Origin of the sequence: Paenibacillus prosopidis (genome assembly GCF_003337375.1) — a bacterium.
GTDB classification, from domain to species: domain Bacteria; phylum Bacillota; class Bacilli; order Paenibacillales; family Paenibacillaceae; genus Pristimantibacillus; species Pristimantibacillus prosopidis.
Genome location: NZ_QPJD01000004.1, coordinates 201,242 through 226,464 on the forward strand (window position 1 = coordinate 201,242; position 25,223 = coordinate 226,464).

Here is a 25,223-nt window from a genome sequence, read left to right on the forward strand (position 1 = left end):
CCCTCCCTTTTTTAAAAAACCTATATATCTCAGCCCATTCACTATTTTAGTGAACCGACCATGACACCCTTTTCAAAATACTTTTGAAAAAATGGATACATCACAAGCAATGGAAGACTGGAAATGACAATAGACGCATATTTTATGATTTCAGAGAGACGTTTCATTTCAGCCATTACCAATCGGTCGGTTATCATCCCCGGATCCACTTGATTCTGAATTAAGATCGATCTCAAAACCAACTGCAAGGGATACAATTTAGTGTTTTCCAGATAAATCATGGCATCGAAATAAGAATTCCATTGTCCGACGAAAGCATATAAGGCCAGGACGAAAATGATAGGCTTGGAAAGCGGCAGCACAATCCTTAAGAAGATCAGCAGCTCTGATGCGCCATCAACCTTAGCAGCCTCGTTTAACTCTCTCGGTATGCCTTTAAAGAAGGTTCTTGCCAAAATGATGTTCCATACACTGACAGCCCCGGGGACGATGATCGCCCAAACCGTATTTAACATCCCTAATTCCTTAATCACCAGGAAGGTAGGAATTAATCCTCCGCCAAAAAACATCGTAATAATGAATATGGTCATAAAAAATTTTTTTCCGACGAAATTATCAATGGATAACGGATAGCCGGCAAAGATTGATACAGCCACTGTAACAACAGCAAACGCTGCCGAGTAAAAGAGACCGTTTACAAAGCCGCGAAGCATCGCCTCATTGGCAAGAATAAGCTTATATCCTTCTACGCTGTAATCGGAAAGATTAAAAGAGATCCCTTTGTTTAATAGAGTTGTCGGTTCCATGAAAGACGCCACTACAACATAAATTAAAGGTACTAACACGACTAACACAGCCAGCGCTAACAGCGTATAGTTGATCGTTAGAACAACCCGGTCTAAACGGGAAGGCTTAAGATTCATAGAAAGACTCCTTTCTTTTAATAGAGGCCGTCCCCTTCGTTTAATCTCTTAACGACGAAATTAACAAGAACCAGCAAAATAATATTGATAACGGAATTAAAAAGCCCAATAGCGGCTGAATAAGAATAATCGCCTGCTTTTAACCCCACTTTATAAACGTAAGTCGGAATAATTTCCGAGGTTGGCAGGTTCATCGCTGTCTGCATCAAAAAAGCCTTTTCAAAACCAATTGCCATAATTCCCCCGGCGGATAAAATAAATACAATCGCCATGACCGGTTTTATCGTCGGCAAATCGATATGCCAAATTCTTTGCAGCAGATTAGCGCCGTCAATGGTTGCAGCGTTATGCAGCTCGGGATCGACACCGGCTAATGCCGCCACATAGATAATGGAAGCCCAACCCGCCCCTTGCCAAATTCCCGATAAGACATAAATCGTTCGGAAGTACTCCGGGTCTGACATAAATACGATCGGATGTCCGGTCGTTAAGGTTATGATTTTATTAATCGGTCCGGTTGGAGACAAGAAGACGAAGATCATACCTACAATAACAACGACCGAAATAAAATTAGGAGCATATAAGATCAATTGGATATTTTTCTTAACACCCACTTTGCGCATTTGATTCAGCATCAGCGCCAAAATGATCGGTATCGGGAAACCAAGGACAAGACCATAAGCACTTAATAACAGAGTGTTCATGAAAATCGGTTCAAAGTTGGGAGCGCTTAAAAATTTCGTAAAATAATCAAGCCCAACCCAATCACTCCCTAAAATCCCCTTGCTGTAACTAAAATCTTTAAACGCGATGATTACGCCGTACATGGGCACATACTTAAAAATAATCGTAAGAATGAATGCCGGCGCTATAAGCCAATATAAGAAATGATTTTTTAACACATAATCGAAGTTTCGCTTTAAAACATATCCTTTCTGCATTTTGTTCTTGTTGACTGTTTCTAATAGTTGCTGCAAGGTCTGACCCCCTAACTGGTTGCTTACATTTTTACATTTATTACATTTGAACAAATCATTTCCCACTATGTACCGCTTTCAAAAATGGTTTTCATACCATCTCCTTCATGTTGGCCAGCTATTAAAATTTACAACCAAAATTAAAAAATGTCAACCACATATTTGTGCATTTAACACCAAATATTGCGACAAAATTGCAAAAAAGGAAAGTGTAATAGAGAAAAAACAAATAAAACACCTAAAATACTTGATATCCGTCCTCTTTCCGATAACTTCACCACCGACACCTTTGTTACATTTGCACTTTTAATTAACGCAATTATGTGTTTATTTACAATGAACAAAAACACAAAAAGAGCTGCATGGAATCCTTCTAGGGTCCTCCAAGCAGCTCTTATGTTTTAGATAAAAGTTCTATTTCCCGTTACGTTCCAAAGCCGCCAAGCCAAGGGCAAGCGAGCCGCATAAGCCGGCATTGTCGCCAAGTCCGGGGGAGACGATATAATCATCAATACCGGTTAGAAGCGGCGCCGCACTAACGTAGCCATTTAAATTTTTTCTCACCTCGGCACGAATCATCGGGAGCAGCTGTTTCTGATGCATGACGCCCCCGCCCAAAATGACCATTTTCGGAGATAGCATCAGAATAGTCGTTGTTACAGCTTGTCCGAGATAATACGCCTCCATGGCCCAAGCCGGATGATCTATCCCCAGCTCGCTGCCCTTCATGCCCCAGCGCTTTTCGATTGCCGGACCCGCAGCCATCCCCTCAAGGCAATCGCCATGATAAGGACAGTTTCCCTCGAAATGGTCCTCCGGATGACGCCTCGGCAAAATATGCCCGCCCTCCGGATGCACCAAGCCATGAACAAGCTTATGCTCGGAATAGACGCCAACTCCGATTCCCGTTCCAATCGTAAAATAAACGCAGCTGTCAAGTCCCCTTGCAACGCCCCATACCGCTTCGCCGTACGCAGCGGCATTAACGTCCGTATCCCAGCCGAACGGCACGTCAAATTCTTTCTTCACCGTTTCGAGAAAAGGAAAGCCCGACCATCCCGGCTTCGGCGTCGTCGTCACGGATCCGTACGTTTCGCTGGCAGGGTCTATATCGATAGGTCCAAACGTCCCGATGCCGATCGCTTCTACATTTTTATCTTTGAAATAAGAGATGACCTGTTCCATCACGCGCTCCGGTTGCTCGGTCGGAAAGCTGATCCGCTCCTCGATCACTCCATTCTCATTGCCGATCCCGCATACAAACTTCGTACCGCCTGCTTCAATTGCTCCAATTCGCATTTACTTGTTCTACTCCTCTGCCTAAAGTTAAAATGACTGCTCGTTCCAGGGCAGCTTCTTGCGTAAACGTTTACTTAATGCTTACTAGAAAGGGCTGTAATTGTTCGTTTGCTGGCTTTTCGTATTGAATTTATCAAAGCATTTTAAATAAGTCAATGACTAAATGTAAATAAAAATTGTCATTTGTAAGTAATGATTCATTACGTTATTTCCATTGTCAAATGCAACACTAATTGTGCATTTGAAACATTATTGTTGCTATTAAGGTTTAAGTATTATACATTTACTATAAATAATCTTATGGAGAACAACTAAATGGGTAAAGAAAAAGTCACGATACAAGATATCGCGGATTCGCTCGGGATATCCAGAAACACCGCATCCAAAGCTCTGAATCGCAGCAAAAGCATTCCTGAGGAAACACGCAATAAAGTGATTAGCCGAGCCATTGAATTAAAATACAAACAGTTTGCTTATATGGAGACAGATACTGTCACTCCTAAAAAACCGGGCAATATTGCTCTATTGACGAGCAGCTTGCCCAATAACTCGCATTTCGGTTCCCTTCTGCTTAGCGGTTTGGAGAAAAGAATAAGCGCCGAAGGTTATAATTTGTCGATCCATATCATTCGGGAAGCTGAAATTAACGCATTGTCCTTGCCTTCCAACTTTGAAATATCAAAGGTCGATGGCATTATTTGCATTGAGATGTTTGACAAAAGCTACAGTGAACTCATCAATGATTTGGACATTCCAACCATATTCATTGATTGTGCCGCGGATATTTTTTACCCTGTGCTTAAGGCAGACGTTTTGTTAATGGAAAATGAGCACAGTACTTATTTTATGACCAAAAAATTAATAGACAACGGGTATACCCATATCGGTTTTGTTGGCGATTACAATCACTGCAAAAGCTTTAATGAGCGGTGGGTCGGATTCAACAGGGCATTGTCCGTATCCAACCTAAAACTGGATTTAGATCATTGCATCGTTGATGAGGATCGTTACTTTATTTTGGAGTCCGAATGGATGGACAAGCAATTGGACCGAATGAGCACATTGCCGTCAGCATTCATTTGCGCAAATGATTTTGTTGCGATACGCGTAATGAAATCTCTCAAAAATAAAAACATTCATATCCCTAACGATATCGTTGTATGCGGATTTGATGACTCGCCAGAATCACGAATTGTTGAACCGCAATTGACAACCATTCATATATTCAACAATGAAATGGGGATCACGGCTGCAGAAATGCTTCTATCCAGGTTAAAAAATCCTTCTAAGGCGTTTCAGATCACTCATGTTAAAACGGAGCCGAAATTCAGGGCATCGACGGGCACGCTCAAATAATGCAAATAGCGTCAGAATAAAGGACTTCTCAAACATTCACCTGTTGAGAAGTCCTTTTTGATAGGTTGCATTCATTATCTGCGCCTGCGATTGCGAATGCGGTCAAGCAGAACGGCCGCAACGATAACGCCGCCCATTATAACCTTTTGCCAATAGGAATCGACGTTTAAGAGCGTCAACCCGTTGTTTAATACAGCAATAATTAAAACTCCGATGATCGTGCCCTGGATGCGGCCGAAGCCGCCGACAAAGCTGGTTCCCCCAAGAATTACCGCTGCAATGGCGTCTAATTCCGCCATAATGCCTGCCGTGGGCTGGCCTGAGAAAAGCCTGCCCGCCAGTACGACACCCGCAATTCCGGCTAATAGCCCGCTAATGGAATAGACCTTGATAAGCGTTCGTTCAACCTTGATACCCGTTAGCCTTGCAGCCTCTTCATTGCCCCCCACCGCATATACATGACGGCCGAACATCGTATATTTCAATACAAAAAACATGATGATGTAAACCAGCGTCGTAATGTAGATCGGCGTTGGAATACCCAGTATTTTGCCCGCTCCGATAAATTTAAACGTCTCGTTCGTCAGGACAAGCGGGTAACCCCCGCTTATAACAAGCGCCAATCCCCTCAAATAGGTCATGCTGCCCAGCGTGACGATAAAGGACGGCAGTTTGGGAACGGCAGTTAAATACCCGTTGATCGCACCAGCAGCAAGTCCGATTGCCGCTCCGACAAGCATGGCAATAATTGGATTAACTCCGGCATTTGTAATCAAGACCGAGATGACGCCCGACAGAGCAACCGTAGAGCCGACGGACAGATCAATGCCTCCCGTCAAAATAACAAGCGTCATTCCTGCCGCAAGAATTGCCGTAATCGATACCTGCTTAAAAATGTTCAGCATATTGCTCATTTCCAGAAAGTGGGGTGCGAAGATAGCCATTCCCACGGACAGCAGTACCAATATGATGACCATGCCCAATTGATTAAAGGTATAGCTGAGCTTCTTTTTGATCAACTGGTCATTGCCCCCAGCCGATTGAAGGTTAGTCTGCATTTATTTAATCTCCCCTGTTGCGTAATACATGATTTTTTCCTGCGTTGCCTCCTGCCTTGACAGCTCCGCCCTGATCTTCCCTTCATGCATGACCAAAATGCGGTCGCTAATGCCCAATATCTCCGGCAGCTCGGAGGAAACGACCAGTACTGCAAGACCTTGCTCCGCAAGATTGCTAATTATTTTATGGATTTCGGTTTTAGCTCCAATGTCAACGCCCCGGGTCGGTTCATCAAGCAGAAGTACCTTAGGCCCGATTGAGAGCCATTTTGCAATAACGACCTTTTGTTGGTTTCCGCCGCTTAGCCCCATTACATTTTGGTCCTTAGACGCGGCTTTGACCCCTAAGTCCATGATAAACCGTTCAGCATCCTGACTCATCCGGTCATACTGCAAAATGCCGCTATTGCGATAGCTGTGCATTTGGGCCATCAAAATATTTTCCTGGACGGACAGATTCGGAAATAAGCCTTGCTCCTTCCTGCTTTCCGGAACATGGGCAATACCGTAACCGATGGCGTCCGAGGGAGACTGAATGTTCACCGGCTTTCCTTCGATGATTATTTGGCCGCCGCTGAGCGCCGATATACCGAAAATGGCCCGAATGAGCTCCGTCCTGCCCGCACCTACCAAACCGGCCAAGCCGACGATTTCACCCGGATACAAACGCAGCGAAATTCCCTTTACCGTTTTTTTGTCGGAAATATCCTTTAATTCAAGAACAGGCTCCCGCTTCGTTGTAACAGCAGTATCCGCGTAAGTTCTTTGAAAGAGGTCCTTAATTTCCCTGCCGACCATTAGCTTAACCAGGTGATCAGGATTCGTATCCGAAATCGGACCGCTTGTAATCCATTTCCCGTCGCGCAGAACAGTGAACCGGTTAGAAATACGGAATATTTCATCCATGCGATGAGAAATATAAACGATTGCGACGCCCTTACGTTTAAGATCGTCTATAATAACGAACAGCTTTTCGATTTCTTTATCGGTTAATGACGCCGTGGGTTCGTCCATAATCAAAATTTCAGAATTAAAGGACAAGGCTCTGGCGATTTCCACCATTTGCTGTTGAGCGATGCTAAGCGTCGATACCTTCGCCCTTGGATCCAGAGACGAGCCGATCGATCTTAAAATCGCTTCCGCTTTCTCATAAATGAGTTGCCATTTAATAAATCCCATTTTGTTTCTTGGAAATATCGTACCCATCAAAATATTTTCGCCAATCGACAGGTTGGGGGACAGGCTGATTTCCTGATGGATGACGCTAATTCCCTCATCTCTTGCAGCCATTGGACTAGGCCAGTTTACCGCTGAATCTTTATACAAAATACTGCCGGAATCCGGTCGGTACACACCGGCCATTATTTTCATTAAGGTTGATTTTCCTGCCCCATTCTCCCCCATAAGGGCATGGACCTCTCCCTTATACAGCTCGATATTGACATTATGAAGAACTTGAACACCTGAAAAGGATTTATTGACGGACGCCATCTTCATGACGGGCTGCAACTCGGCATGCGGTTCAGCAGCGCGCTTTCTTGCTAGGACAGTCTCCATTTTGCCACTCCTTGTTACCTGATTACATCCATACAAATGCAGTCAAAACTTGGACAAGATACGTTATCTGATTCAGATAACGCATCTCGTTCCTTAGTTATTACCAGCCTTTGTAGGAAGCTACATTATCCTGCGTAATCAATTCCGTCGGAATCAGCACTTGCGGCTCTACTTTCTCGCCGCCTAGAACCTTCATCGCCAACTCGATTCCTTGAATAGCCATCTGGTTCGGGAATTGAGCGGATGTTGCCGCATAGCTTTTCTTTTCTTTCAAAGCATCCGAAGCGCTCGGCGCGCCGTCGACGCCTACAATGAAAAATTCTTCCGAACGTCCAGCTTGCTCTTGAGCGATCTTGACGCCTACGCCTTCTTCATCATTGATACAGAATACGGCATCGATCTGTTTATTGGCCTGAAGAATACCTTCCATCAGCGTCAACGCTTTTTCACGATTGCCTTCTCCGTTCTGATTGGCCACTACTTTAATGTCCGGGTATTTGGCCAATACTTCTTCGAAGCCTTTGATCCGGTCGGTAACGGCAGATACCGGTGGTCCGTCAATAATGACGATGTTTCCTTTCCCTTCCAAACGGTCGGCCAAATATTGACCTGCAAGGCGTCCTGCTTGCACATTATCGGACATGACGACGGAATCGATACCGCCTTCTGCGCTTCCGTCCAGCGCAACGACCGGAATTCCTGCAGCTTTAGCTTGCTGAACCGCACCGGCAATTCCTTTGGAATCAAATGGACTGAGCAGAATCAGATCCACTTTTTGCGTAATAAAATCTTCAAACTGCTGGGTTTGCTTCGCCAGATCGTGGTCCGCCGATACGACGATTACTTCCGCGTTGTATTTGGCGGCCACTTCCCCGGCTCCCTTGGACATGGCAACAAAGAACGGGTTACCCAGCGTCGGCACTGTCAATCCGATTTTCATTTTTTTCTGTTCCGGCTGATCATCCGTTTTACCCGAATTCGAACCGGCTTTGCTGCCGCCGTTATTGCCTGAGCAGGCAGAAAGCACGAACACCAGAGCCAACATGATAAGACACAACGCTTTATATGATTTCATTGAATACCCTCCAATATTTTGAGAAAATTTGCACACCTACTACACTTGATTTATTACGGTAAATTTAAGACAATACAAATAGACTTGCTTGTTAAATCTTCACGATTTTTTAAGCATGTTCAACTACGGGTGTGAACAACTGGGCTGCAACCATTCGCCGTGGACTAAGCCGTTGTTTACACTCGTTCATTTAAGATTTTTGTTCTGAATTGGATCAACTCCTTTGGGCTCCAAACGAATATAAGAGCCGCAAACTGAAACAAACTCCCCTTGAAGCGTTCGCTTTGGTATTATCCCGTTTCCGCTGAAGCATCACCTCCTTAAAATATCCTTTTTTCAAGAAATCGCTTACAAATAATCGATTTGAAGATTAGCTTTTACCAGCCTCATCCTTCTTCACACCGCATGGCACCACATGGAGCATTAATCCATTGCTTTGGAATGCTTCTATGCTTTCTTCAGATATACCGTCATCCGTCACAAATAATTGAATGTCAGACACCTTGGCAAACTTCACATGCTTAATTTCATTAATCTTTGAAGAATCGGCCAGAAGTATTACTTTCTTCGCGCTCGCAATCATTTTGCGCTTAATACTTGCCTCGTCTATATTCGGTGTGCTGATGCCTTCAACCGGATGAATGCCATTTGTCGCGATAAATGCTTTATCTACGTGAATCATGCTGAGAACATGTTCAGCGAACGGTCCTACAAGAGATAAAACCTCTTTGCGCAATGTACCGCCCAAAAATATCAGCTCGATGCCATTATAAGCCTGGAGCTCCTGTGCCAAAGGTACAGCGTTCGTTACGATCGTCAACTTTTTAAATCGCTTCAATTCCTTAGCCAAATAAAGCATCGTTGTGCCGGAATCAAGCAAAATAACGTCGCCGTCCTCTATGTACTGTACGGCCCCTTCTGCGATCGCTTTCTTTTGTTCGCAGTTGCTGATTTCCTTTTCAAGAAAAGATGGCTCAAAATGGACGTTGTACAAAGGAATTGCTCCTCCATGCGTCCGCTTGAGATGATTGCTCTCCTCTAATTCCTTCAGATCGCGGCGAATCGTCGATTCAGAAACCTGAAGCTCCTGTATCAATCCTTGCACGTCTACGCGATAACGTTCATTTAAGAGGTCCAATATTCTTCTCTTCCGCTCTAATTCGTACATAAGCACAGCCTCCAGCATTTCTTGACCAAATGATTAAATTCGACAACATTATGACCGTTTGCGTTCATATATGACCGTTTGTGATTTGTTTTGATTATAGTTTGGACTTCCATTCTCTGTCAATCCTCTTTTTTGATCGGATTAAAGCCTCGAAAATTTCCAGGAAAACGATTACGTAATCCATTGACAGGTCAAAAGAAAACGTTTACCATAATCTTAATTATCGGTTTTGAAGTGTTTCCGTCACAGGATCCTTAATAAACCGCAGGGCCAATGCGACAAAGATGAGCTCCGCAGTCATGCCTATCGATTGCGCCCAAGCCCCAATCGTTCCGTTCCATTCAGGCGCAATCCCAATACAAACAAATAGCGTGATGAAGGTAAAGCTGAAATTGGCGATTTGAGAGCCGATTATGAGCTTCGTTTGCCCGCGCACGAGCACAAGTCCATTCATTACATCAAGCCAAGGCATAACGAGCGCAAACAGCACAAATCCTTGCAGCACCCGTATGCTCTCTGACTGCAGTCTCCCATGAACTCCTATGACGTGCTCTAGCAAAAAAACACCTACCGGCGTAAAAGCTATTAGTCCCAATAGTAGAGCGGGCACAAAGCCAAGCATCAAAATAAATCTTCGGACTGCCGCAGGATCGATACGATAGAAATTGATTACAATCTGATGAAAATAACTGAAAAAGCTGCTAAGCAGCATGACTAGGCTAGCTGCGATAGCAAAGGAAGAGATGGCCAGTTGCGCATCCCAAGTCTTCCCGAGTATGGCATTAATGGCCGGACCGATCCATACCGAAATAAATGAGGAATACAGTAATGGCCGATAAAAGGAAAAAACATGCCGTTTGCTTTCTATCGCATGATTCTCCAGCTTGACTGGCATCTTTCGTACCAGTAAACGTCCCTCTAAGAAACTGACTGCAGCTTCGATCATCATGCCGAATAGGAAAATCACCGCTCCCACAACCCCGCTGGTAACCCCCGTATGAATAAAATAAAGGGAAAGCGCATACATCCCAGCCAGCCGGATCACCATTCCGATGGTTAACCATTTCGTGCGTAAATTATAAATGATAACACCTTGGTAAAAGCAACGAATCCCTGAGAACAAGCTTACGAACATCAGCACTTTATATACAAGAATGACATCTTGGACATTGTCTTTAGTGACTCCGAACACATCCTTGAAAATAAAAGAGCCTAACGGGGTATAGCTGATGACAATACCCAGCATCATAATGCTGGCAAACACCAGCTGTGCAACCGCGAGCGTCGAATGAAATGATCGTTTGTCCCGAACGAGTGTAGAAGAGGTTTGCCTCAGCAGTACGGCTGGCCGTTCAGTAATAGCGAGCAGGCTCATCGCAACCGCATAGCTGGCGATAATACGTTCGGGATCAGCGCTCCTGCTTAACGTACTGTTTATGATAACATGTGAAATCGTGACTAAACTTGCCGAAATCCCTAACGGCAGAAAAAAAGACCATAGCTTTCTCATACTCACTGATTGTCTCGTTGATTGTTTTTTTGGTTGTGATAATGATAGATTCATTGCTTAGGCTCCTTTATGGCTGATGGTCTGATGTATTTGACTTCTATTATAGTCCTCCCTTATGAATTTCACAGCCTTACGTCGCAAAAAAACAATCGTTCTGCCAGAGACGGCAGGACGATTGTTTTTCATCCTAGTATGTTTTTCTGCCTTCAGGAATGAATTTAAAAATGAATTACTGCCTTCGTTTCGCTTGCCCTGACGATGGCATCCAATATCTCTTGGTTGCGGTAGCCGTCCATAAAACCGGGAACGCCTTCCGGGACGGCCCCCTCGAGCAATGCCAAGAAATCTGCGTACTGCGTTACTTTACAATGCTTAGGCGCATCGAGTGTCGCCTTCACGAGCTGTCCCGGCGCTTCCTCGCGAATCCAAATAAGCTGATCCGGATTCAGCGTTGAAGCGTGAATCGTACCGGAATCTCCGTAGATGGACACTTCGTGCTGATTGCCCGATCCGATAGCATTGCGCGTTGTCTGGAAGACACCCATGATACCGCCTGTCATTCGAGCCTGGAAACTCGCAAAGTCGTCGACCTCGATTTTGACCATTTTTCCGGTCGCGGGATCCCGGCGTTCGGGTATGAACGTTTGCAATTGCGCCGATATTTCTTGGAATTCTCCAAAAAGGAATCGCGCCATATCGATCATATGCGAGCCCAGGTCCCCAAGCGCGCCTGTTCCGGTAATATCCTTATTGAAACGCCACGAATAAGAATGATCGTAAAGTGCTGAACCCCCACTCTGTAAATACTGGAAAGAGAAGCTGCGTACCGTACCTATCCTTCCCTCCCGTACCAGTTCCCGGGCGTAACGGAAAGCTGGCGTGTAGCGGTAGGTAAAGCCGAACATGGCCGGTACCGGCTTCTGCACATACAACTCCAACAACGGTATCGCTTCCTCGAATACGCGGGTAAAAGGCTTCTCGGCCATAAAAGGCTTGCTCGCCTGAAGGCACGCACGGACGATGTCCGCATGGACGTTATTAGGTGTAACTGACACCACCGCATCGACGTCCGGATCTTCAATCAACCGCTCGAAGTCCGTATATCTTTTTTCCGAAGCGATACCAAGCTGATTCCCGACTTTAGCCAGCGCGTCTGCGTTTACGTCACTCACCGCAACAATCTCAAAACGGCCTTCAGCAACCATCCACCTAATGTGTGCCCCGGCCATTCCCCCCAAGCCGATCAATCCGATTCGAAACGTTTTCATGTTCCTTTCTCTCCTCCAGTTACTTTTTACTTCACGCTCGTGTAACGTTTATACGCATCAGTACGAATCTCAACGAGACGTTTAAGCCCCATATCGTTAAGCTGTTTAATATAAGCATCCCACTCTTGGTCGATGTTTCCTTTTGTGATCCACTCCGCACGGGTAGTTTTGACGTAGCTGTCGATATCTGTCGTCAGGGTAGGCAGCTCCTGAAATTCTTCCGCGCTGTACATAACATTCGGGAACGGCTCCGTCACATACTCGCTGCCGAGCTTATCAATCACGAGCTTCAGTCCGTCTCCGGTCGTCTCGTCTAGTATGATATTTTTCTCGAAGCCCGGACTTACGTATTTGGGACCGAAATCCCGGACGGATTGCTCCCAGTACCAGGCATCCGCGCTTGTGCCTTCCGGAGGAGACATCAGGGCATAAGTGCCGTCTTCATTTTTCTGGATAACCGTGCCGATGGCTCCCCAGAAATTTTGGATGCTTGCTTCGTTGGTATAGAATTGGTCCGCCCAACGCGCCGCGATTTCCGGATGTTTGCTGGATGTCGTAATTAACAGCTCATTGCGTCTTAAGCTTAAGCCGACCGGATCGCCGGTCTGATAACGGTTCCCGTCCGGTCCGGCAATCGACGGAATGGTCGCATATTCATCCTTCCATTTGCCAAAAACAGCGTCAGGTATCCACTGGTTGGAGAAACCGATAAGGGCGGCGTCAGGATTTTGCTGCTTCGCCGTAGACATGGTGTTATCCTGCGTGAACAGCTCCTGGTCGATCAAACCTTCCGCATACAATTTATGCACCCACTTCAATGCCTCTTTGTATTCTATCGAAGCAGGGATAAATACCGGCTCGCCTTCTTTAAGCATCATGCTGTTGTTGTTCAAGTCCGTAATGCCGAAAGGGCTCAGAAAATCCATGCTGATATCTACCGAACCGCTGAAAGGAATTTCATCCGGCTTGCCGTTCTGGTTCGGATCCTTTTCCTTAAACGCTTTGAATACGTTGTACAGCTCCTCGATATTATCGGGAACATCCAGGCTCAGGCGATCCAGCCAAACTTTATTGATGACAGGCTGCATCGTTGTTATAGGGCGCGACGGCAATCTTGCCGGCAGTGAATACATTTTGCCGTCCGGAAAGGTGCTGATTTGCCTCATCTCCGGCGTTTCTTCCATAGCCGCTTTCAGATTCGGCATATAGTTGTCGATATAGTCATCCAACGGGCGGAAATAGGATAAGTTATTGACGATATCGGAATCCGAGAACACGATGTCGCCAAATATGATATCCGGAAGCGTGCTGCTAGCCAGCATAATAGATTTTTGCTCGCCCCAGTCATTGGAGGACATAACCTGCCAATTGATTTTTACATTGGTTTCTTTCTCAAGATCCTGCAGCCATTTATTCGCTTTAAACGTATCCCCCATGTTGCCCCAACGGACGGTTAGCACATCCAGCGTTACTGGAGCCGTTACAATCGGCAGCCCTTCTTTGTTGAAATTGGAGCTTGAATCAGCCGGAGCTTCTTCAGACTGATTCGTACACCCTATAAGATTGAATAGCATGGTCAAGCTCAGAATCCCTACAACCAACATTTTTTTTCCGATCGATATGGATTTAATACGCATTGATAGTTCCCCCTCTGCATAATGTCAACGGAATGATGCTTGCTTACTTCACGGCGCCAATCATCACCCCCTGGTTGAAATACTTTTGTACGAACGGATACATGCACATAATGGGAAGCGTGGAGACGATGATGACGGAATAGCGCATCAGATTGGCAAGGCGCATAGCAATGACCGCTGCTTCGCCTGTCCCCAAACTCGACTGCATCTGGTTCGTAATCAGGATGTTTCGCAGAACAAGCTGCAAGGGATACAGATCCAGATCTTTTAAGTAAATAAGCGCGTTAAAGTAAGAATTCCAATACCCGACGGCCGTCCAGAGCGCTAAAACCGACAGGACCGCTTTTGATAGCGGCAATACAATTTGAACATAGTATTTCAGGTTGCCGCAGCCGTCAAGCTGAGCAGCCTCCCACAAATCGCCGGGAATGCTGGACTGGAAGAAAGTACGCGCAACGATGATATTGAATACGGCAACAGAGAAAGGCAGTACCATAACGAGAAACGTGTCGTATAAATGAAAGTCGCGGATCGTCAGGAAAGTTGGGATCAGTCCGCCATTAAAAAACATCGTAAAGATAAAAAACAAAGTGATGGCTTTTCGGCCGACAAGGTCCTTTCTGGAAAGCGCGTACGCGGCCGAGACATTGATGGCTAAACTAAGTAACGTTCCAACTGCCGTGTACAGAATCGTATTTTTGTAACCTATCCAAATGTTAGAATGCTTTAACAGCTCCTGATAGCCATCGGATGTAAAGCCTTTCGGGAAAAACCACATCTGACCGTTAGCGACCGCAGCCGGATCGCTGATTGACGCCATCACGATAAAGTATATCGGATAAACGATTAGAATCAGCATAAGTGCCGCAAACACATAGATCAAAACTTCCATGACGTCCAAGGAACGCCCTTTTTCCTTCTGTAACGCCGGTTTCACCGTTGCTTCCATTGTGTTCATCCCGTATCCTTCCTTTCCTTTACCACAGGCTGTTTTCGCTGTATTTTTTCGCCGCCTGATTGACAAGGATCAGCAAAATGAAATTAATAATCGTATTAAACAAGTTAATGGCCGAGGAAAAGCTGTACTGGCTGCTCAGCAGCCCGATTTTATATACATAAGTAGCAATGACCTCGCTGGAGGAAATGTTCAGATTGTTCTGCATGAGATAAACCTTTTCAAATCCGACGCCGAGGAGCCCCCCGATCCGAAGGATGAGCAAAGTGATCGCCGTCGGCATCAGCATGGGAATATCAATATACCGGATTCTCTGCCAGCGGCTGGCCCCATCCACCTTCGCCGCTTCGTAAAGACTCGGATCGACAGCAGATAGCGCCGCAATGTAGATGATGCTGTCCCATCCGGTGTGCTGCCATACATCCGTCCAAACGTAAACGCTGCTGAACCATTGGGTCGAGCCCATCAGATTAGGTGCTTCAGCTCCGAACAGACGGTAAATATTTCCGAGAAGTCCATTTCCTGGAGAAAACAAGATCAAGATTAGGCCCACCATAACGACGGTAGAAATAAAGTGAGGCATGTAGGTCACAGTCTGGAATACTTGTTTGAAGCGGTTTACGCGCATTTGATTAATCATCAGCGCAAGCATAATCGGTATCGGAAATGTGGCTATGCTGTAAAGGCTAATGATGAGCGTATTTTTAATGGTGATCGAAAATTGATAGGAATTAAAATACTTTTCGAAGTACTTGAATCCTGCCCAAGGACTTTCCATGATTCCCAGAGCGGGACTGTAATCTTTAAAGGCAATCAGTACGCCATACATCGGCTTATACGAAAAAAGCAGAAGCAGCACTGCTGCGGGCAGCAGCAGGATATATAAGCCCCAGTTCTTTCTTATCCGGCCGATTGTCAGCTGCATATCAATGTTTAATTGGCTGGTTTTCAAAGAGATTCCCCCATCCTTCATCCTTCTCTATCAATCTTGTCTAATCGTGCTCTCCTGCCTCTTTATTATAAAACCATCTTTTTGGACAATGCGGACTTCTCAAGAACGTTATTCGGACATTTATTCGGATATATTGGGAACGTGGTAGTCCAAATAAACCAAAACGATAACACTATCCAGACTTTATTTAGCCCTTTTCGGACTTTGCGGCAAAACGCGCAAAATCGATGTGTCTTATTGGCAGCTGTTCGCTCTATAATAGGTTTGATTAGCAATACAACCGCTTTCAATAGCCAATACGGATAGAAAGGATTTTGAATAAGACCTATGGCCAAACGAATGACAAGCAAATCTTATCCGATTAGGCACTACGTTAAAGTCATGCTCTTGATTCTATTCTCTGTATTAGTACTGGATTGTCTTATCAGCTTCGCAGCTATTTCAATTGTCAAGCAGCAGAATGGCCGATATTTGCAGAATACGGCTAATATGTACATCAATCGGATTAATCTTGATTTTTCCAATATTAATCAATATATGGGATGGACACTCGCAAACGATGAAAATGTAAAAACCATGAACAAGTTTCTTCCCGCTGATACCGAGTTTAGAAAGGCAAATACGGAACTATACAAGCGGTTTTCCGAGCTCCAAAAAAATTATGAACAAAAGTATAACTTCTTTGTCTATTTAAGAGACCAGCAGTATTTTTTAAATTCTGCACCCACAGACTTGATCTATCCGGATTATCTGGAATTAAAAAAACAGATCTTTTCCTATGTGCAGGATAAAAATCTGTTCGAAAAATTTTATTCCAATTGGTCGCCTATTCTCTTAAATGATAAATATTTCATCATTAATATCGTGCCTTATTATGAAAGCTACCTCATTTGCCTGATTTCAGCCGATAATCTGATCCGTCCCTTGCAGCAGATCGATCTCGGAGGCAGCGGGTCTGTTTCCTTAATTGATCATAACGGAGATGTTATCGTGAATCCGAAATCAGAAGAAGAAACCGTAATGCGGAAGGATGCGGAAAAAACGTCCCTTCTCGATCTGGCAAAAGCCAGAACCACCGTCAGCGGACAATTTTCAAACGCGACCTTCGGCGTGAACATGCTTATTAAATTCGGAACGTTTGAAAAAATAATGATTGCCCAGCTGCTGATTATGCTGCTGGCTGTCATTGTCGCTTGTACATTATGCGGCATCATGGTCTATTTCAATATCCTGATCCTAAGGCCCCTAAAAAACTTTTCATATAATTTGACGCAATTTAATGAGGACAGCAAACCGTTGGAGCTGAAAATGAACAGAATCGTAGAATTGGAATATGCGAACAAGCTATTCAAAAATTTGCTCGAACAAATTAGGATTTTCAAGATTGATAGTTATGAACATGAGCTCGAAAAACAAAAAATTCAGCTTGATTACATGAAATTGCAGATCAAACCCCACTTTTTTCTTAATTGCTTAACGAACATTTACAGTATGGCCCAGATGCATATGTTTGAAGAAATTCAAAGCATGGCCATTTCCACGTCTAATTATTTCCGTTATATCTTTCAGAACGGACAGGATTTCGTGAGGCTGGATGATGAGATTGACCATGTCCGCATCTATTTGGAAATCCAAAAGCACCGCTACCGGGATGCGTTCTCATACCGCATTGAAAAGGCTGCCGGTACGGGCCAGATGAAAATCCCGCCGCTTGTGCTCCAGACTTTTATCGAGAACTCGGTGAAATACGCGGTTTCGCGGGTAAACGAGGTGCAAATCCGTCTGGATGTCAGCCTTAATACGGATGCGGAGAAAGAGGTAGCTGTCATTCGTATATCCGATACCGGTCCCGGGTTTGCCCCGGAAATACTCGAGCGGCTCCAGAGCGGGCAGCCATTGGATCAATCGGACGGGCACCGTATCGGCATTATGAACACCAAGGACAGGCTGGAATACTTGTACCGCAATAAGGCGAACATCTTTTTTTCCAACTCCGAGGACGGGGGAGCCTGCGTGAGCATACACCTTCCCCACCCCCCGTCAGAGCAGCTATGAAGGGAGTAAAGCATGATGAATGTACTGCTTGTTGATGATGACTACTTCGTTGTTACTGCACTGGAGAAGAAGATTAATTGGCAAGCGCTCTCTATCGATCTTGTCTATTCCGCCTATAATATCGCCCAGGCGCAGGAATTGTTGAAACAGCATCTTATCCACATTTTGATTTGCGACATCGAAATGCCGCAAGGCAGCGGTTTGGAGCTGCTCGCTTGGATAAGGGAGGAGCATTACAACGTTCAAACCATATTTCTGACCAATTACGCCGATTTCAACTATGCGCAGAAGGCGATCGAGTTGCAAAGCTTTGACTACTTTTTAAAACCGATCGAGTTCGACAAGCTGACGCTTATTATCCAAAAAGCGCTCGTCAAAGCAAATGAACAGCAGGATCACGCCAAAGCGATACAGGAAGGCTACTACTGGAAAAAAAACCAGAAAAATGTGCAAGAGCATTTCTGGCGTAAGCTGATGACGGGAAAAAACTCCTATTCCAATCCCGCCAACATTACCCATATGATTACGGAGCAAAATCTTTCTTACGCATTGACGAATTTGGTGCTGCCCGTGCTCATTCATATATTCCCTTACGAGGGAAGCTTTGGAAAGAAAGATAAGGACCTGTTTGATTTTGCTCTGCTAAATGTGCTTTATGAGCTGTTCCAAAACTCCCGGTTTACGGTAGAATCGATAGTGGAGTTCAAGGAATACAATTGGATGGCCGTCCTAAAATGGAATGACCAGCCTGATTCCCGCATCGTCCAAAGCATTTGCGCCACGTTCATTCAAAGGGCGAATCAATACCTCAAATGCGACACATGCTGCATTATTGCCAACACAGGGAAGCTGGAAGACATCCATCAGGTCATGAGTGAGCTGCTCGGCATGAATGAAAAGATCATCAAGTACCGCAATCAGACCTTTTTGCTGGAGCATTGCGAGCAATCGGAAGCCTCTTATGCGCCGCCCGATTTGATGCTGTTGGAACAGCTGCTGGAGCAAAATAATCCGTCCGCATTTCTTGAAGAAACGAGCAGCTATCTGCAAAATATATCACATACTCAAATGTTGAATGCGTCTGTCCTTAGCTTGTTTCGGCTTGATATGGTTCAGCTTGTTTACGCTTATCTCAAAAGCAAAGAAATACTGGCGCACAAAATGTATACGGGAAGAACGAACGACCAATTGTTTATGCAATCATTGAACTCGATCGAGGATATGGAGAACTATCTCCAGTATTTGGTGAACACCGCGACGGAATACCGGAATTTCACGGAACAGCCTAATTCCGTCATAGAAGAAATCAAGCATCACATCCGCACTCATTGCGGCGATGAGCTGTCACGAACGAGTCTGGCGGAAATCGTCTATCTCAATCCTGATTACTTGGCGCGGCTGTTCAAGAAAGAAACGGGAATTTCACTCGGAAACTATATTATTCAAGCCCGGCTCAAGGTTGCCAAGCATTTGCTGGAATCAACCAACTTATCTGTGAATACGATCGCCAGCAAAGCCGGCTATACTAATTACTCCTACTTTACGAAGCTGTTTAAACAGGAAGTCGGCTGCACGCCTAATGATTTTAGGAAAAATAGATAGTATTATCAGGCTAGCTCTGGCTATTCCAGGCCTCTGCGAGCAGCTCGCCATTAATGCCTACAGCCGCCAATGCTCCCAATGAAGCTGCTGTAATCGCCTGATAAAGTTCCGATGCTGCATCTCCGGCACTATAGACACCTGGAACGTTTGTTTTGCCAAAAGCATCGACGATGACGGTTCCTGCTTCCGTGATCTTGCAGCCTAATGCTTGCGGCAAGTCTGATCCGGCAGCAAGCTTCGGCGCAAAGAAAATCCCTGTGCATGGAATTGTTGTGCCGTCCGCAAGTATTACTCGCTCCACCATACCGTCGTTGGATTCAATACGTTGGATCGGAGAATCAAATGCAGGGACGTTATGCTGCTTAAGTTCCTCGCGTTCCTCATCGGTCCATTCATCAGGTCCATCGGTGCAAATTGTAAATCGGTTTGTCCATCCGGACAGCATTTTGGCCATGTGCAGCGCTCTTGCACCCTTTGCGGTCAAGACGAGAGACTGGTCTCTTAACTCCCACCCATCGCAATAGGGGCAGACAAAGGCACTTTTGCCATACGCGTCTGCCAATCCATTAATGTCGAGAGGGAGATCCTTCATTCCTACTGCAAAGAGCAGCTTTTTGCTCCGATAGGTCGTTCCCTGTCCGGTCGCAATTTGAAAATTACCATCGGTTCCGGTAATCGTTACGGCAGCATCCTCCACAAAATGGACCGAGGGATAAGCGTTAATCTGCTCCTTTGCAACCCGCCGAAATTCACTTGGGCTGATGCCATCTCTCGTAAGAAAGCCGTGCGTTTCACGAGTAACCCGATTACGCGGGCGCCCTTCATCAATTACGACCACGCTTTTTCTTGCTCTGCCCAGCACTAGAGCGGCATTCATTCCTGCCGGCCCGCCTCCAATAATCGCTACATCGATATGTTGCTCCATAATAATCACCCTCCCGGATCTTTAATATCCATAATTAAAGCGCAAGAAGATCATTGCTTCTTGTTTACATCATTGTAATCAAAGGATGCAGTGTCCAGCACCCACTGGATCGTATGCTGCTGCAAGTATTGATTCATTTGCTGTTCGGCGCCGTACATTACCTTTTTAACCAGACATTCCTTGCCGCCTGGATGGTCAGGGATGTTAGCTTCCAATGCCTCCGCTTCAAAAAAAAGCTGATGACGATGCTCGTTCATATTCGAGCACTCGTACAAATGCTGACGTCCTTCGACTACCTGAATGACGTCAAGAAACGTAATTTGATCGGCTGGCCTTGCAAGCTCATACCCGCCGCTCGCTCCCGTAACAGCACGAACGATTCCATCCTGCCGCAGCTTGGACATGATTTTGGACAAATAACTTTCCGGAACACCCTGTGACGCAGATAATTCCTTGATCCCTACGTTGTGACCGCGATTCGCATGTGCTAAGTGAATTAATGCGTGCAGCGCATAACTCGTGCTTTTGGAAAATTGCATCAGTAACACTCCCTGGTACGATTAGTTAATCTTTATAGATCTGTAATGTCCATAATAAACAAACCGGCACCATTATTCAAGCAGATTTTCAAATGAAACTTAAAGTTTCTTGATAAAAATTTTATTCGACGGACAGTTGTACAAGCATAAATCTTATCATGCCATAAACTAGCATATTGAAAGTGACGAGGAGGAATTCAAATGGAATTTATCATCCGTAGCCGATTGATATCGGGGCCATTCGTAAAAATGGAAGATTTTCGATATTTAACATGAAGGGTGTGATTTGACGTGTCCATTTTTAAATATTTGAAAGACCTTTTATTCCCTACGACCGGATTGTTCATGGTCAGCAGCGGACCATCGGCAATACCCGGAAACCATTTTTTCGGCATTTATCTGAACAATCCTAGCGGCTCGAAAAAACAGATTTACATCTCTCGAATTATTGCTGGAGGGAATTCGAACGTATCGATTACTCTAATCCGAAACGGAACATTCGCGGGAGGTACACCGCTTATCCCCTACAATGCTAACTTTGGTTCAGCTAAAACACCAGCGGCGACGGTAAAACTAATAACGCAATCAACAGATCCTTTTGCAGGGAGCGCCCCATTTTCAACCGTCATTCAGTCAGATGGGTCAATTGTGATCGATGATAACGGTCGAGCCACCTTGCCGCCTAACTCCAGTTTGGGGATCCGTATCGAAAATAATACACCTCAGCCTAATCTACTGTCGGCCACAATCAGTTGGTGGGAACAAAAGTATTAAATGGAAATATATCTAAGTTAGGAGATGGTATACCATGGCGTCTAGTGTAAGGGTTTCTGTACCACAAGGAGTAGCAACCCAAATTTTTACCGGAGACGGAACAAAGATTCTCCTGCAAGCCGGACAAATTTATATCGGCGGATCGAATGTTAGTACGGCAAACGGCCTTTTTTTAACAGGGTTTTATAGCGACTATTACGACTTGGGCAATGTTTCGCTTGGAGAAACACTCTATGCGTTATCACCCGATTTTGACAATGAGGTAACGGTTTTATCCATTAGCTCAACGTAAAGAATCACAAGTGATCAGGTTTCAGTTTCGTTCAAAAGGCTGGTATCCCGTAGGTATAAATACAAGCATTCATGAAATGCGGCGCATAAGCTGTTGGCAGACAATCTGCGTCCGGGGGGTACAGTCGAGTATGGTAAGATGTCGGATAAAAACATGTCGGAGGCGGGCGGCTAAGGCCAAGAAGAAATGCCTGCGCAAGAAAAAAACTGCAGTTGCCGTGCGGTTTATCGCAAAGAGAATTTGCGGCTTAGTTATTTCTGATCGGCTAAGAGAGCTTCCTCCCCAGAACACTTCGAAGCTTACCGTATATTCGTACGCTATCGTGAATAGAAGCAAGGAGCCCATTATAGCCCGGGTTGAAGTCAGTCCGAATAAGGACGATTTTGCCTCAGATCGAGAAGCAACGGTGCCACCGGATGAAACCATTGTGATTGTACCAACGCGTTTTTTGAAATATACACGTATTGCTCTTCAAACTGCCTCAGATGCAAGCATAGCAGCGGAATGCGATGTTTATTTTCAAGCCCAGACATTTATCGGTTACAAACCTGCAGGATGAGGCGATTGCCTCATCCTTTTTCAATTTATAGAGTAGCCTTCCCGAATAAAAGAACCATGAATAGTAAGGTATCGACATATGAATAATCGTAACGATTATTTTAACATGCCAACTGGCACGGGGGGTACTATTACGAGATGCCCAATTTTGCGGTGTTTAACACGGATCCCAATGATCAGCGAATATTGATTTTTGGGTCGGATCGAAAATCCGCATTGCATCCCGTCGCAACGGACGAATCAGGCAATTTAACCACAATATTGCTAGCAGGTACATTGACCAATATTCTGGGTGCCGTTGTCAGTTCCGGAACGATCACGACGATTGAGAACGTTATGGGAGTTACCGTTACGGCAGGCCAAATCGATGCGAGGATCGTCTCAGGTCAACTAGGCGCTGAAATAACAGGTGGAACAATCGATGTTGTCAAAAATGTTTTTGCAGCTACCATAGTTGCAGGCGTCTTGTCGGATCTGCTGAATGGTACGATCTCGAATCTGTTGGCTGCAACAATTGTCGGCGGAACGCTGAACGTTGTGGAAGAAGTACGGGCGGCTACTATTGTCGGCGGGACGGTGAACGCAAACATTATTAGCGGAACAGTGGCAACCGAGATTGTCGCGCTCACAGTCACCGGCGGCACCTTAAATGTAATTGAAGAAGTGCTGGCCACTACCGTTGTCGGCGGAACCATTAATACTATCGAAGAAGTCCTTGCTGCTACAATTGTTGGGGGAACCCTGAACGCTGTCACCGTTATCGGCGGCACTATCAACACTATCGGGGAAGTCCTTGCCGCTACGATTGTTGGCGGTACGGTGAACGCGAACATTGTCAGCGGCACAGTGGCAGCCGAGATTGTCGCGCTCACAATTACCGGCGGCACCTTAAATGTGATTGAAGAGGTTCTGGCCACTACCATGGTCGGTGGGACTATTAACACTATCGAAGAAGTCCTTGCTGCTACTATCGTCGGCGGAACTCTTAATGCGGTTACCGTGATCGGCGGGACAATCAACACGGTCGAAGAAGTTCTCGCTGCTACTATTGTTGGCGGCACGCTTAACGCTGTCACCATCATCGGTGGGACGATCAACACTGTGCAACAACTCCTTGCCGCCACCATCGCCGGTGGCACGCTTAATGCTGTAACCATCATTGGCGGCACCATCAACACCGTCGAGGAAGTTCTCGCAGTTACCATTGTTGGCGGTACCATCAATACGATCGAAGAAGTCCTTGCTGCTACTATCGTTGGGGGAACCCTGAATGCTGTCACCGTTATCGGAGGCACTATCAACACTATCGGGGAAGTCCTTGCCGCTACCATTGTTGGCGGAACCATCAATTCTATCGAAGAAGTTCTAGCAGCAACTATCGTTGGTGGCACGCTTAACGCTGTTACCGTGATCGGCGGCACATTAAACGTGATTGAAGAAATTCTCGCCGTTACCATTGTTGGAGGAACGGTAAACGCGAACATTGTCAGCGGCACAGTGGCAGCCGAGATAGTCGCGCTCACAATTACCGGCGGCACCTTAAACGTGATTGAAGAAATTCTCGCCGTTACCATCGTTGGAGGAACGGTAAACGTGAACATTGTCAGCGGCACAGTGGCAGCCGAGATAGTCGCGCTCACAATTACCGGCGGCACCTTAAATTTGATTGAAGAGGTTCTGGCCACTACCTTAGTCGGTGGGACTATTAACACTATCGAAGAAGTCCTTGCTGCTACTATCGTTGGCGGAACTCTTAATGCGGTCACCGTGATCGGCGGGACCATCAACACGGTTCAACAACTCCTTGCCGCCACCATCGTCGGCGGATCGCTTAATGCAGTAACCGTCATTGGAGGAACCATCAACACCGTCGAAGAAGTTCTCGCAGCTACCATTGTAGGCGGCACGCTCAATGCCGTCACCATCATCGGTGGGACGATCAACACTGTTCAACAAATCCTTGCCGCCACCATCGCCGGTGGCACGCTTAATGCTGTAACCATCATTGGCGGCACCATCAACACCATCGAGGAAGTTCTCGCAGCTACCATTGTTGGCGGCACCATCAACACGGTCGAAGAAGTTCTTGCCGCTACTATTGTCGGCGGTACCATCAATACGATCGAAGAAGTTCTAGCGGCCACCATTGTTGGCGGCACACTAAACGCTGTCACCGTTATCGGCGGCACCATCAACACGATCGAAGAAGTTCTCGCCGCTACTATTGTTGGTGGTACCATCAATACGATCGAAGAAGTTCTCGCGGCCACCATTGTTGGCGGCACACTAAACGCTGTCACCGTTATCGGCGGCACCATCAACACGGTCGAAGAAGTTCTTGCCGCTACTATTGTCGGTGGTACCATCAATACGATCGAAGAAGTTCTCGCGGCCACCATTGTTGGCGGCACACTAAACGCTGTTACCGTCATCGGCGGCACCATCAACACGGTCGAAGAAGTTCTTGCCGCTACTATTGTCGGCGGTACCATCAATACGATCGAAGAAGTTCTCGCGGCCACCATTGTTGGCGGTACACTAAACGCTGTCACCGTTATCGGCGGCACCATCAACACGGTCGAAGAAGTTCTCGCGGCCACCATTGTTGGCGGCACACTAAACGCTGTTACCGTCATCGGCGGCACCATCAACACTGTCGAAGAAGTTCTTGCCGCCACCATTGTCGGCGGCACACTAAACGCTGTTACCGTCATCGGCGGCACTATCAACACTGTTCAACAAA

General features: G+C 45.8%; 21 protein-coding genes. 7 read left to right on the forward strand and 14 right to left on the reverse strand.

What is annotated here, in order from left to right:
• Nucleotides 1–41: 41 nt before the first annotated feature.
• The 3 genes from DFP97_RS07725 to DFP97_RS07735 all read right to left on the reverse strand — a co-directional run bounded on the left by DFP97_RS07725 (nt 42) and on the right by DFP97_RS07735 (nt 3,199).
• Entirely contained in the window at nt 42–923 is an 882-nt protein-coding gene (locus tag DFP97_RS07725) for a carbohydrate ABC transporter permease (RefSeq protein WP_114379422.1), read from the reverse strand.
• Nucleotides 924–940: 17 nt separating this feature from the next.
• On the reverse strand, nt 941–1,864 hold the full coding sequence (locus tag DFP97_RS07730; protein WP_114379574.1) for an ABC transporter permease: 924 nt from the start codon (nt 1,862–1,864) through the stop codon (nt 941–943).
• A gap of 450 nt (nt 1,865–2,314) precedes the next feature.
• Entirely contained in the window at nt 2,315–3,199 is an 885-nt protein-coding gene (locus tag DFP97_RS07735) for an ROK family protein (protein WP_114379423.1), read from the reverse strand.
• Nucleotides 3,200–3,514: 315 nt separating this feature from the next.
• Between DFP97_RS07735 and DFP97_RS07740 the strand changes: the two genes are divergently transcribed.
• Nucleotides 3,515–4,555, forward strand: a complete 1,041-nt coding sequence (locus DFP97_RS07740; RefSeq protein ID WP_114379424.1) for a LacI family DNA-binding transcriptional regulator — start codon at nt 3,515–3,517, stop codon at nt 4,553–4,555.
• Between the two features lie 74 nt (nt 4,556–4,629).
• Here the strand turns inward: DFP97_RS07740 and DFP97_RS07745 are convergent, their stop codons facing one another.
• From DFP97_RS07745 to DFP97_RS07785, 9 genes are all read right to left on the reverse strand, one after another.
• Nucleotides 4,630–5,613, reverse strand: a complete 984-nt coding sequence (locus tag DFP97_RS07745; protein WP_114379425.1) for an ABC transporter permease — start codon at nt 5,611–5,613, stop codon at nt 4,630–4,632.
• Nucleotides 5,614–7,170 carry a sugar ABC transporter ATP-binding protein gene (locus tag DFP97_RS07750; RefSeq protein ID WP_114379426.1) on the reverse strand — a complete coding sequence of 519 codons (1,557 nt, stop codon included), beginning with the start codon at nt 7,168–7,170 and terminating at the stop codon, nt 5,614–5,616.
• A 100-nt stretch (nt 7,171–7,270) separates the two neighbouring features.
• Nucleotides 7,271–8,245, reverse strand: coding sequence for an ABC transporter substrate-binding protein (locus tag DFP97_RS07755; protein WP_114379427.1), 975 nt, complete (start codon nt 8,243–8,245; stop codon nt 7,271–7,273).
• Nucleotides 8,246–8,615: 370 nt separating this feature from the next.
• Entirely contained in the window at nt 8,616–9,413 is a 798-nt protein-coding gene (locus DFP97_RS07760; RefSeq protein ID WP_114379428.1) for a DeoR/GlpR family DNA-binding transcription regulator, read from the reverse strand.
• Nucleotides 9,414–9,633: 220 nt separating this feature from the next.
• Nucleotides 9,634–10,923 (reverse strand): multi antimicrobial extrusion protein MatE, encoded by a 1,290-nt coding sequence (locus DFP97_RS07765; RefSeq protein WP_245975979.1) that lies wholly within the window; start codon nt 10,921–10,923, stop codon nt 9,634–9,636.
• A gap of 218 nt (nt 10,924–11,141) precedes the next feature.
• Entirely contained in the window at nt 11,142–12,191 is a 1,050-nt protein-coding gene (locus tag DFP97_RS07770) for a Gfo/Idh/MocA family protein (protein ID WP_114379430.1), read from the reverse strand.
• Between the two features lie 26 nt (nt 12,192–12,217).
• Nucleotides 12,218–13,795: an extracellular solute-binding protein gene (locus tag DFP97_RS07775; RefSeq protein WP_425453507.1), complete on the reverse strand. Its 1,578-nt coding sequence runs from the start codon at nt 13,793–13,795 to the stop codon at nt 12,218–12,220.
• 76 nt (nt 13,796–13,871) lie between these two features.
• A complete protein-coding gene (locus DFP97_RS07780; protein WP_114379432.1) occupies nt 13,872–14,786 on the reverse strand; it encodes a carbohydrate ABC transporter permease in 915 nt (304 codons plus the stop codon).
• 19 nt (nt 14,787–14,805) lie between these two features.
• Nucleotides 14,806–15,735, reverse strand: coding sequence for an ABC transporter permease (locus DFP97_RS07785; RefSeq protein ID WP_425453501.1), 930 nt, complete (start codon nt 15,733–15,735; stop codon nt 14,806–14,808).
• A gap of 327 nt (nt 15,736–16,062) precedes the next feature.
• On the opposite strand from DFP97_RS07785, the gene DFP97_RS07790 reads away from it, so the two are divergent.
• Nucleotides 16,063–17,790, forward strand: coding sequence for a sensor histidine kinase (locus tag DFP97_RS07790; protein ID WP_114379433.1), 1,728 nt, complete (start codon nt 16,063–16,065; stop codon nt 17,788–17,790).
• Nucleotides 17,791–17,802: 12 nt separating this feature from the next.
• Nucleotides 17,803–19,392: a response regulator transcription factor gene (locus DFP97_RS07795; RefSeq protein ID WP_342773259.1), complete on the forward strand. Its 1,590-nt coding sequence runs from the start codon at nt 17,803–17,805 to the stop codon at nt 19,390–19,392.
• A gap of 10 nt (nt 19,393–19,402) precedes the next feature.
• Here DFP97_RS07795 and DFP97_RS07800 read toward each other — a convergent pair whose 3' ends face one another.
• Together DFP97_RS07800 and DFP97_RS07805 are read right to left on the reverse strand one after the other, a co-directional pair.
• Entirely contained in the window at nt 19,403–20,317 is a 915-nt protein-coding gene (locus tag DFP97_RS07800; protein ID WP_114379435.1) for an NAD(P)/FAD-dependent oxidoreductase, read from the reverse strand.
• A gap of 50 nt (nt 20,318–20,367) precedes the next feature.
• Nucleotides 20,368–20,856, reverse strand: coding sequence for an RrF2 family transcriptional regulator (locus tag DFP97_RS07805; protein WP_114379436.1), 489 nt, complete (start codon nt 20,854–20,856; stop codon nt 20,368–20,370).
• A 291-nt stretch (nt 20,857–21,147) separates the two neighbouring features.
• On the opposite strand from DFP97_RS07805, the gene DFP97_RS07810 reads away from it, so the two are divergent.
• The 4 genes from DFP97_RS07810 to DFP97_RS30650 form a co-directional block, all read left to right on the forward strand.
• Nucleotides 21,148–21,630: a hypothetical protein gene (locus DFP97_RS07810; RefSeq protein WP_114379437.1), complete on the forward strand. Its 483-nt coding sequence runs from the start codon at nt 21,148–21,150 to the stop codon at nt 21,628–21,630.
• Between the two features lie 34 nt (nt 21,631–21,664).
• Nucleotides 21,665–21,922: a hypothetical protein gene (locus tag DFP97_RS07815; protein ID WP_114379438.1), complete on the forward strand. Its 258-nt coding sequence runs from the start codon at nt 21,665–21,667 to the stop codon at nt 21,920–21,922.
• Nucleotides 21,923–22,052: 130 nt separating this feature from the next.
• On the forward strand, nt 22,053–22,481 hold the full coding sequence (locus tag DFP97_RS07820) for a DUF6385 domain-containing protein (protein WP_114379439.1): 429 nt from the start codon (nt 22,053–22,055) through the stop codon (nt 22,479–22,481).
• Between the two features lie 137 nt (nt 22,482–22,618).
• Nucleotides 22,619–25,223 (forward strand): beta strand repeat-containing protein (locus tag DFP97_RS30650; RefSeq protein ID WP_425453502.1); only part of this gene is annotated, 2,605 nt, incomplete at its 3' end.

Coding starts and splice junctions, on each gene's coding strand:
- DFP97_RS07725 (WP_114379422.1), bottom strand. CDS start 923: ATGAATCTTAAGCCTTCCCGTTTAGACCGGGTTGTTCTAACGATCAAC.
- DFP97_RS07730 (WP_114379574.1), bottom strand. CDS start 1,864: ATGCAGAAAGGATATGTTTTAAAGCGAAACTTCGATTATGTGTTAAAA.
- DFP97_RS07735 (WP_114379423.1), bottom strand. CDS start 3,199: ATGCGAATTGGAGCAATTGAAGCAGGCGGTACGAAGTTTGTATGCGGG.
- DFP97_RS07740 (WP_114379424.1), top strand. CDS start 3,515: ATGGGTAAAGAAAAAGTCACGATACAAGATATCGCGGATTCGCTCGGG.
- DFP97_RS07745 (WP_114379425.1), bottom strand. CDS start 5,613: ATGCAGACTAACCTTCAATCGGCTGGGGGCAATGACCAGTTGATCAAA.
- DFP97_RS07750 (WP_114379426.1), bottom strand. CDS start 7,170: ATGGAGACTGTCCTAGCAAGAAAGCGCGCTGCTGAACCGCATGCCGAG.
- DFP97_RS07755 (WP_114379427.1), bottom strand. CDS start 8,245: ATGAAATCATATAAAGCGTTGTGTCTTATCATGTTGGCTCTGGTGTTC.
- DFP97_RS07760 (WP_114379428.1), bottom strand. CDS start 9,413: ATGTACGAATTAGAGCGGAAGAGAAGAATATTGGACCTCTTAAATGAA.
- DFP97_RS07765 (WP_245975979.1), bottom strand. CDS start 10,923: ATGAGAAAGCTATGGTCTTTTTTTCTGCCGTTAGGGATTTCGGCAAGT.
- DFP97_RS07770 (WP_114379430.1), bottom strand. CDS start 12,191: ATGAAAACGTTTCGAATCGGATTGATCGGCTTGGGGGGAATGGCCGGG.
- DFP97_RS07775 (WP_425453507.1), bottom strand. CDS start 13,795: ATGTTGGTTGTAGGGATTCTGAGCTTGACCATGCTATTCAATCTTATA.
- DFP97_RS07780 (WP_114379432.1), bottom strand. CDS start 14,786: ATGAACACAATGGAAGCAACGGTGAAACCGGCGTTACAGAAGGAAAAA.
- DFP97_RS07790 (WP_114379433.1), top strand. CDS start 16,063: ATGGCCAAACGAATGACAAGCAAATCTTATCCGATTAGGCACTACGTT.
- DFP97_RS07795 (WP_342773259.1), top strand. CDS start 17,803: ATGATGAATGTACTGCTTGTTGATGATGACTACTTCGTTGTTACTGCA.
- DFP97_RS07800 (WP_114379435.1), bottom strand. CDS start 20,317: ATGGAGCAACATATCGATGTAGCGATTATTGGAGGCGGGCCGGCAGGA.
- DFP97_RS07805 (WP_114379436.1), bottom strand. CDS start 20,856: ATGCAATTTTCCAAAAGCACGAGTTATGCGCTGCACGCATTAATTCAC.
- DFP97_RS07815 (WP_114379438.1), top strand. CDS start 21,665: ATGGCGTCTAGTGTAAGGGTTTCTGTACCACAAGGAGTAGCAACCCAA.
- DFP97_RS07820 (WP_114379439.1), top strand. CDS start 22,053: ATGGTAAGATGTCGGATAAAAACATGTCGGAGGCGGGCGGCTAAGGCC.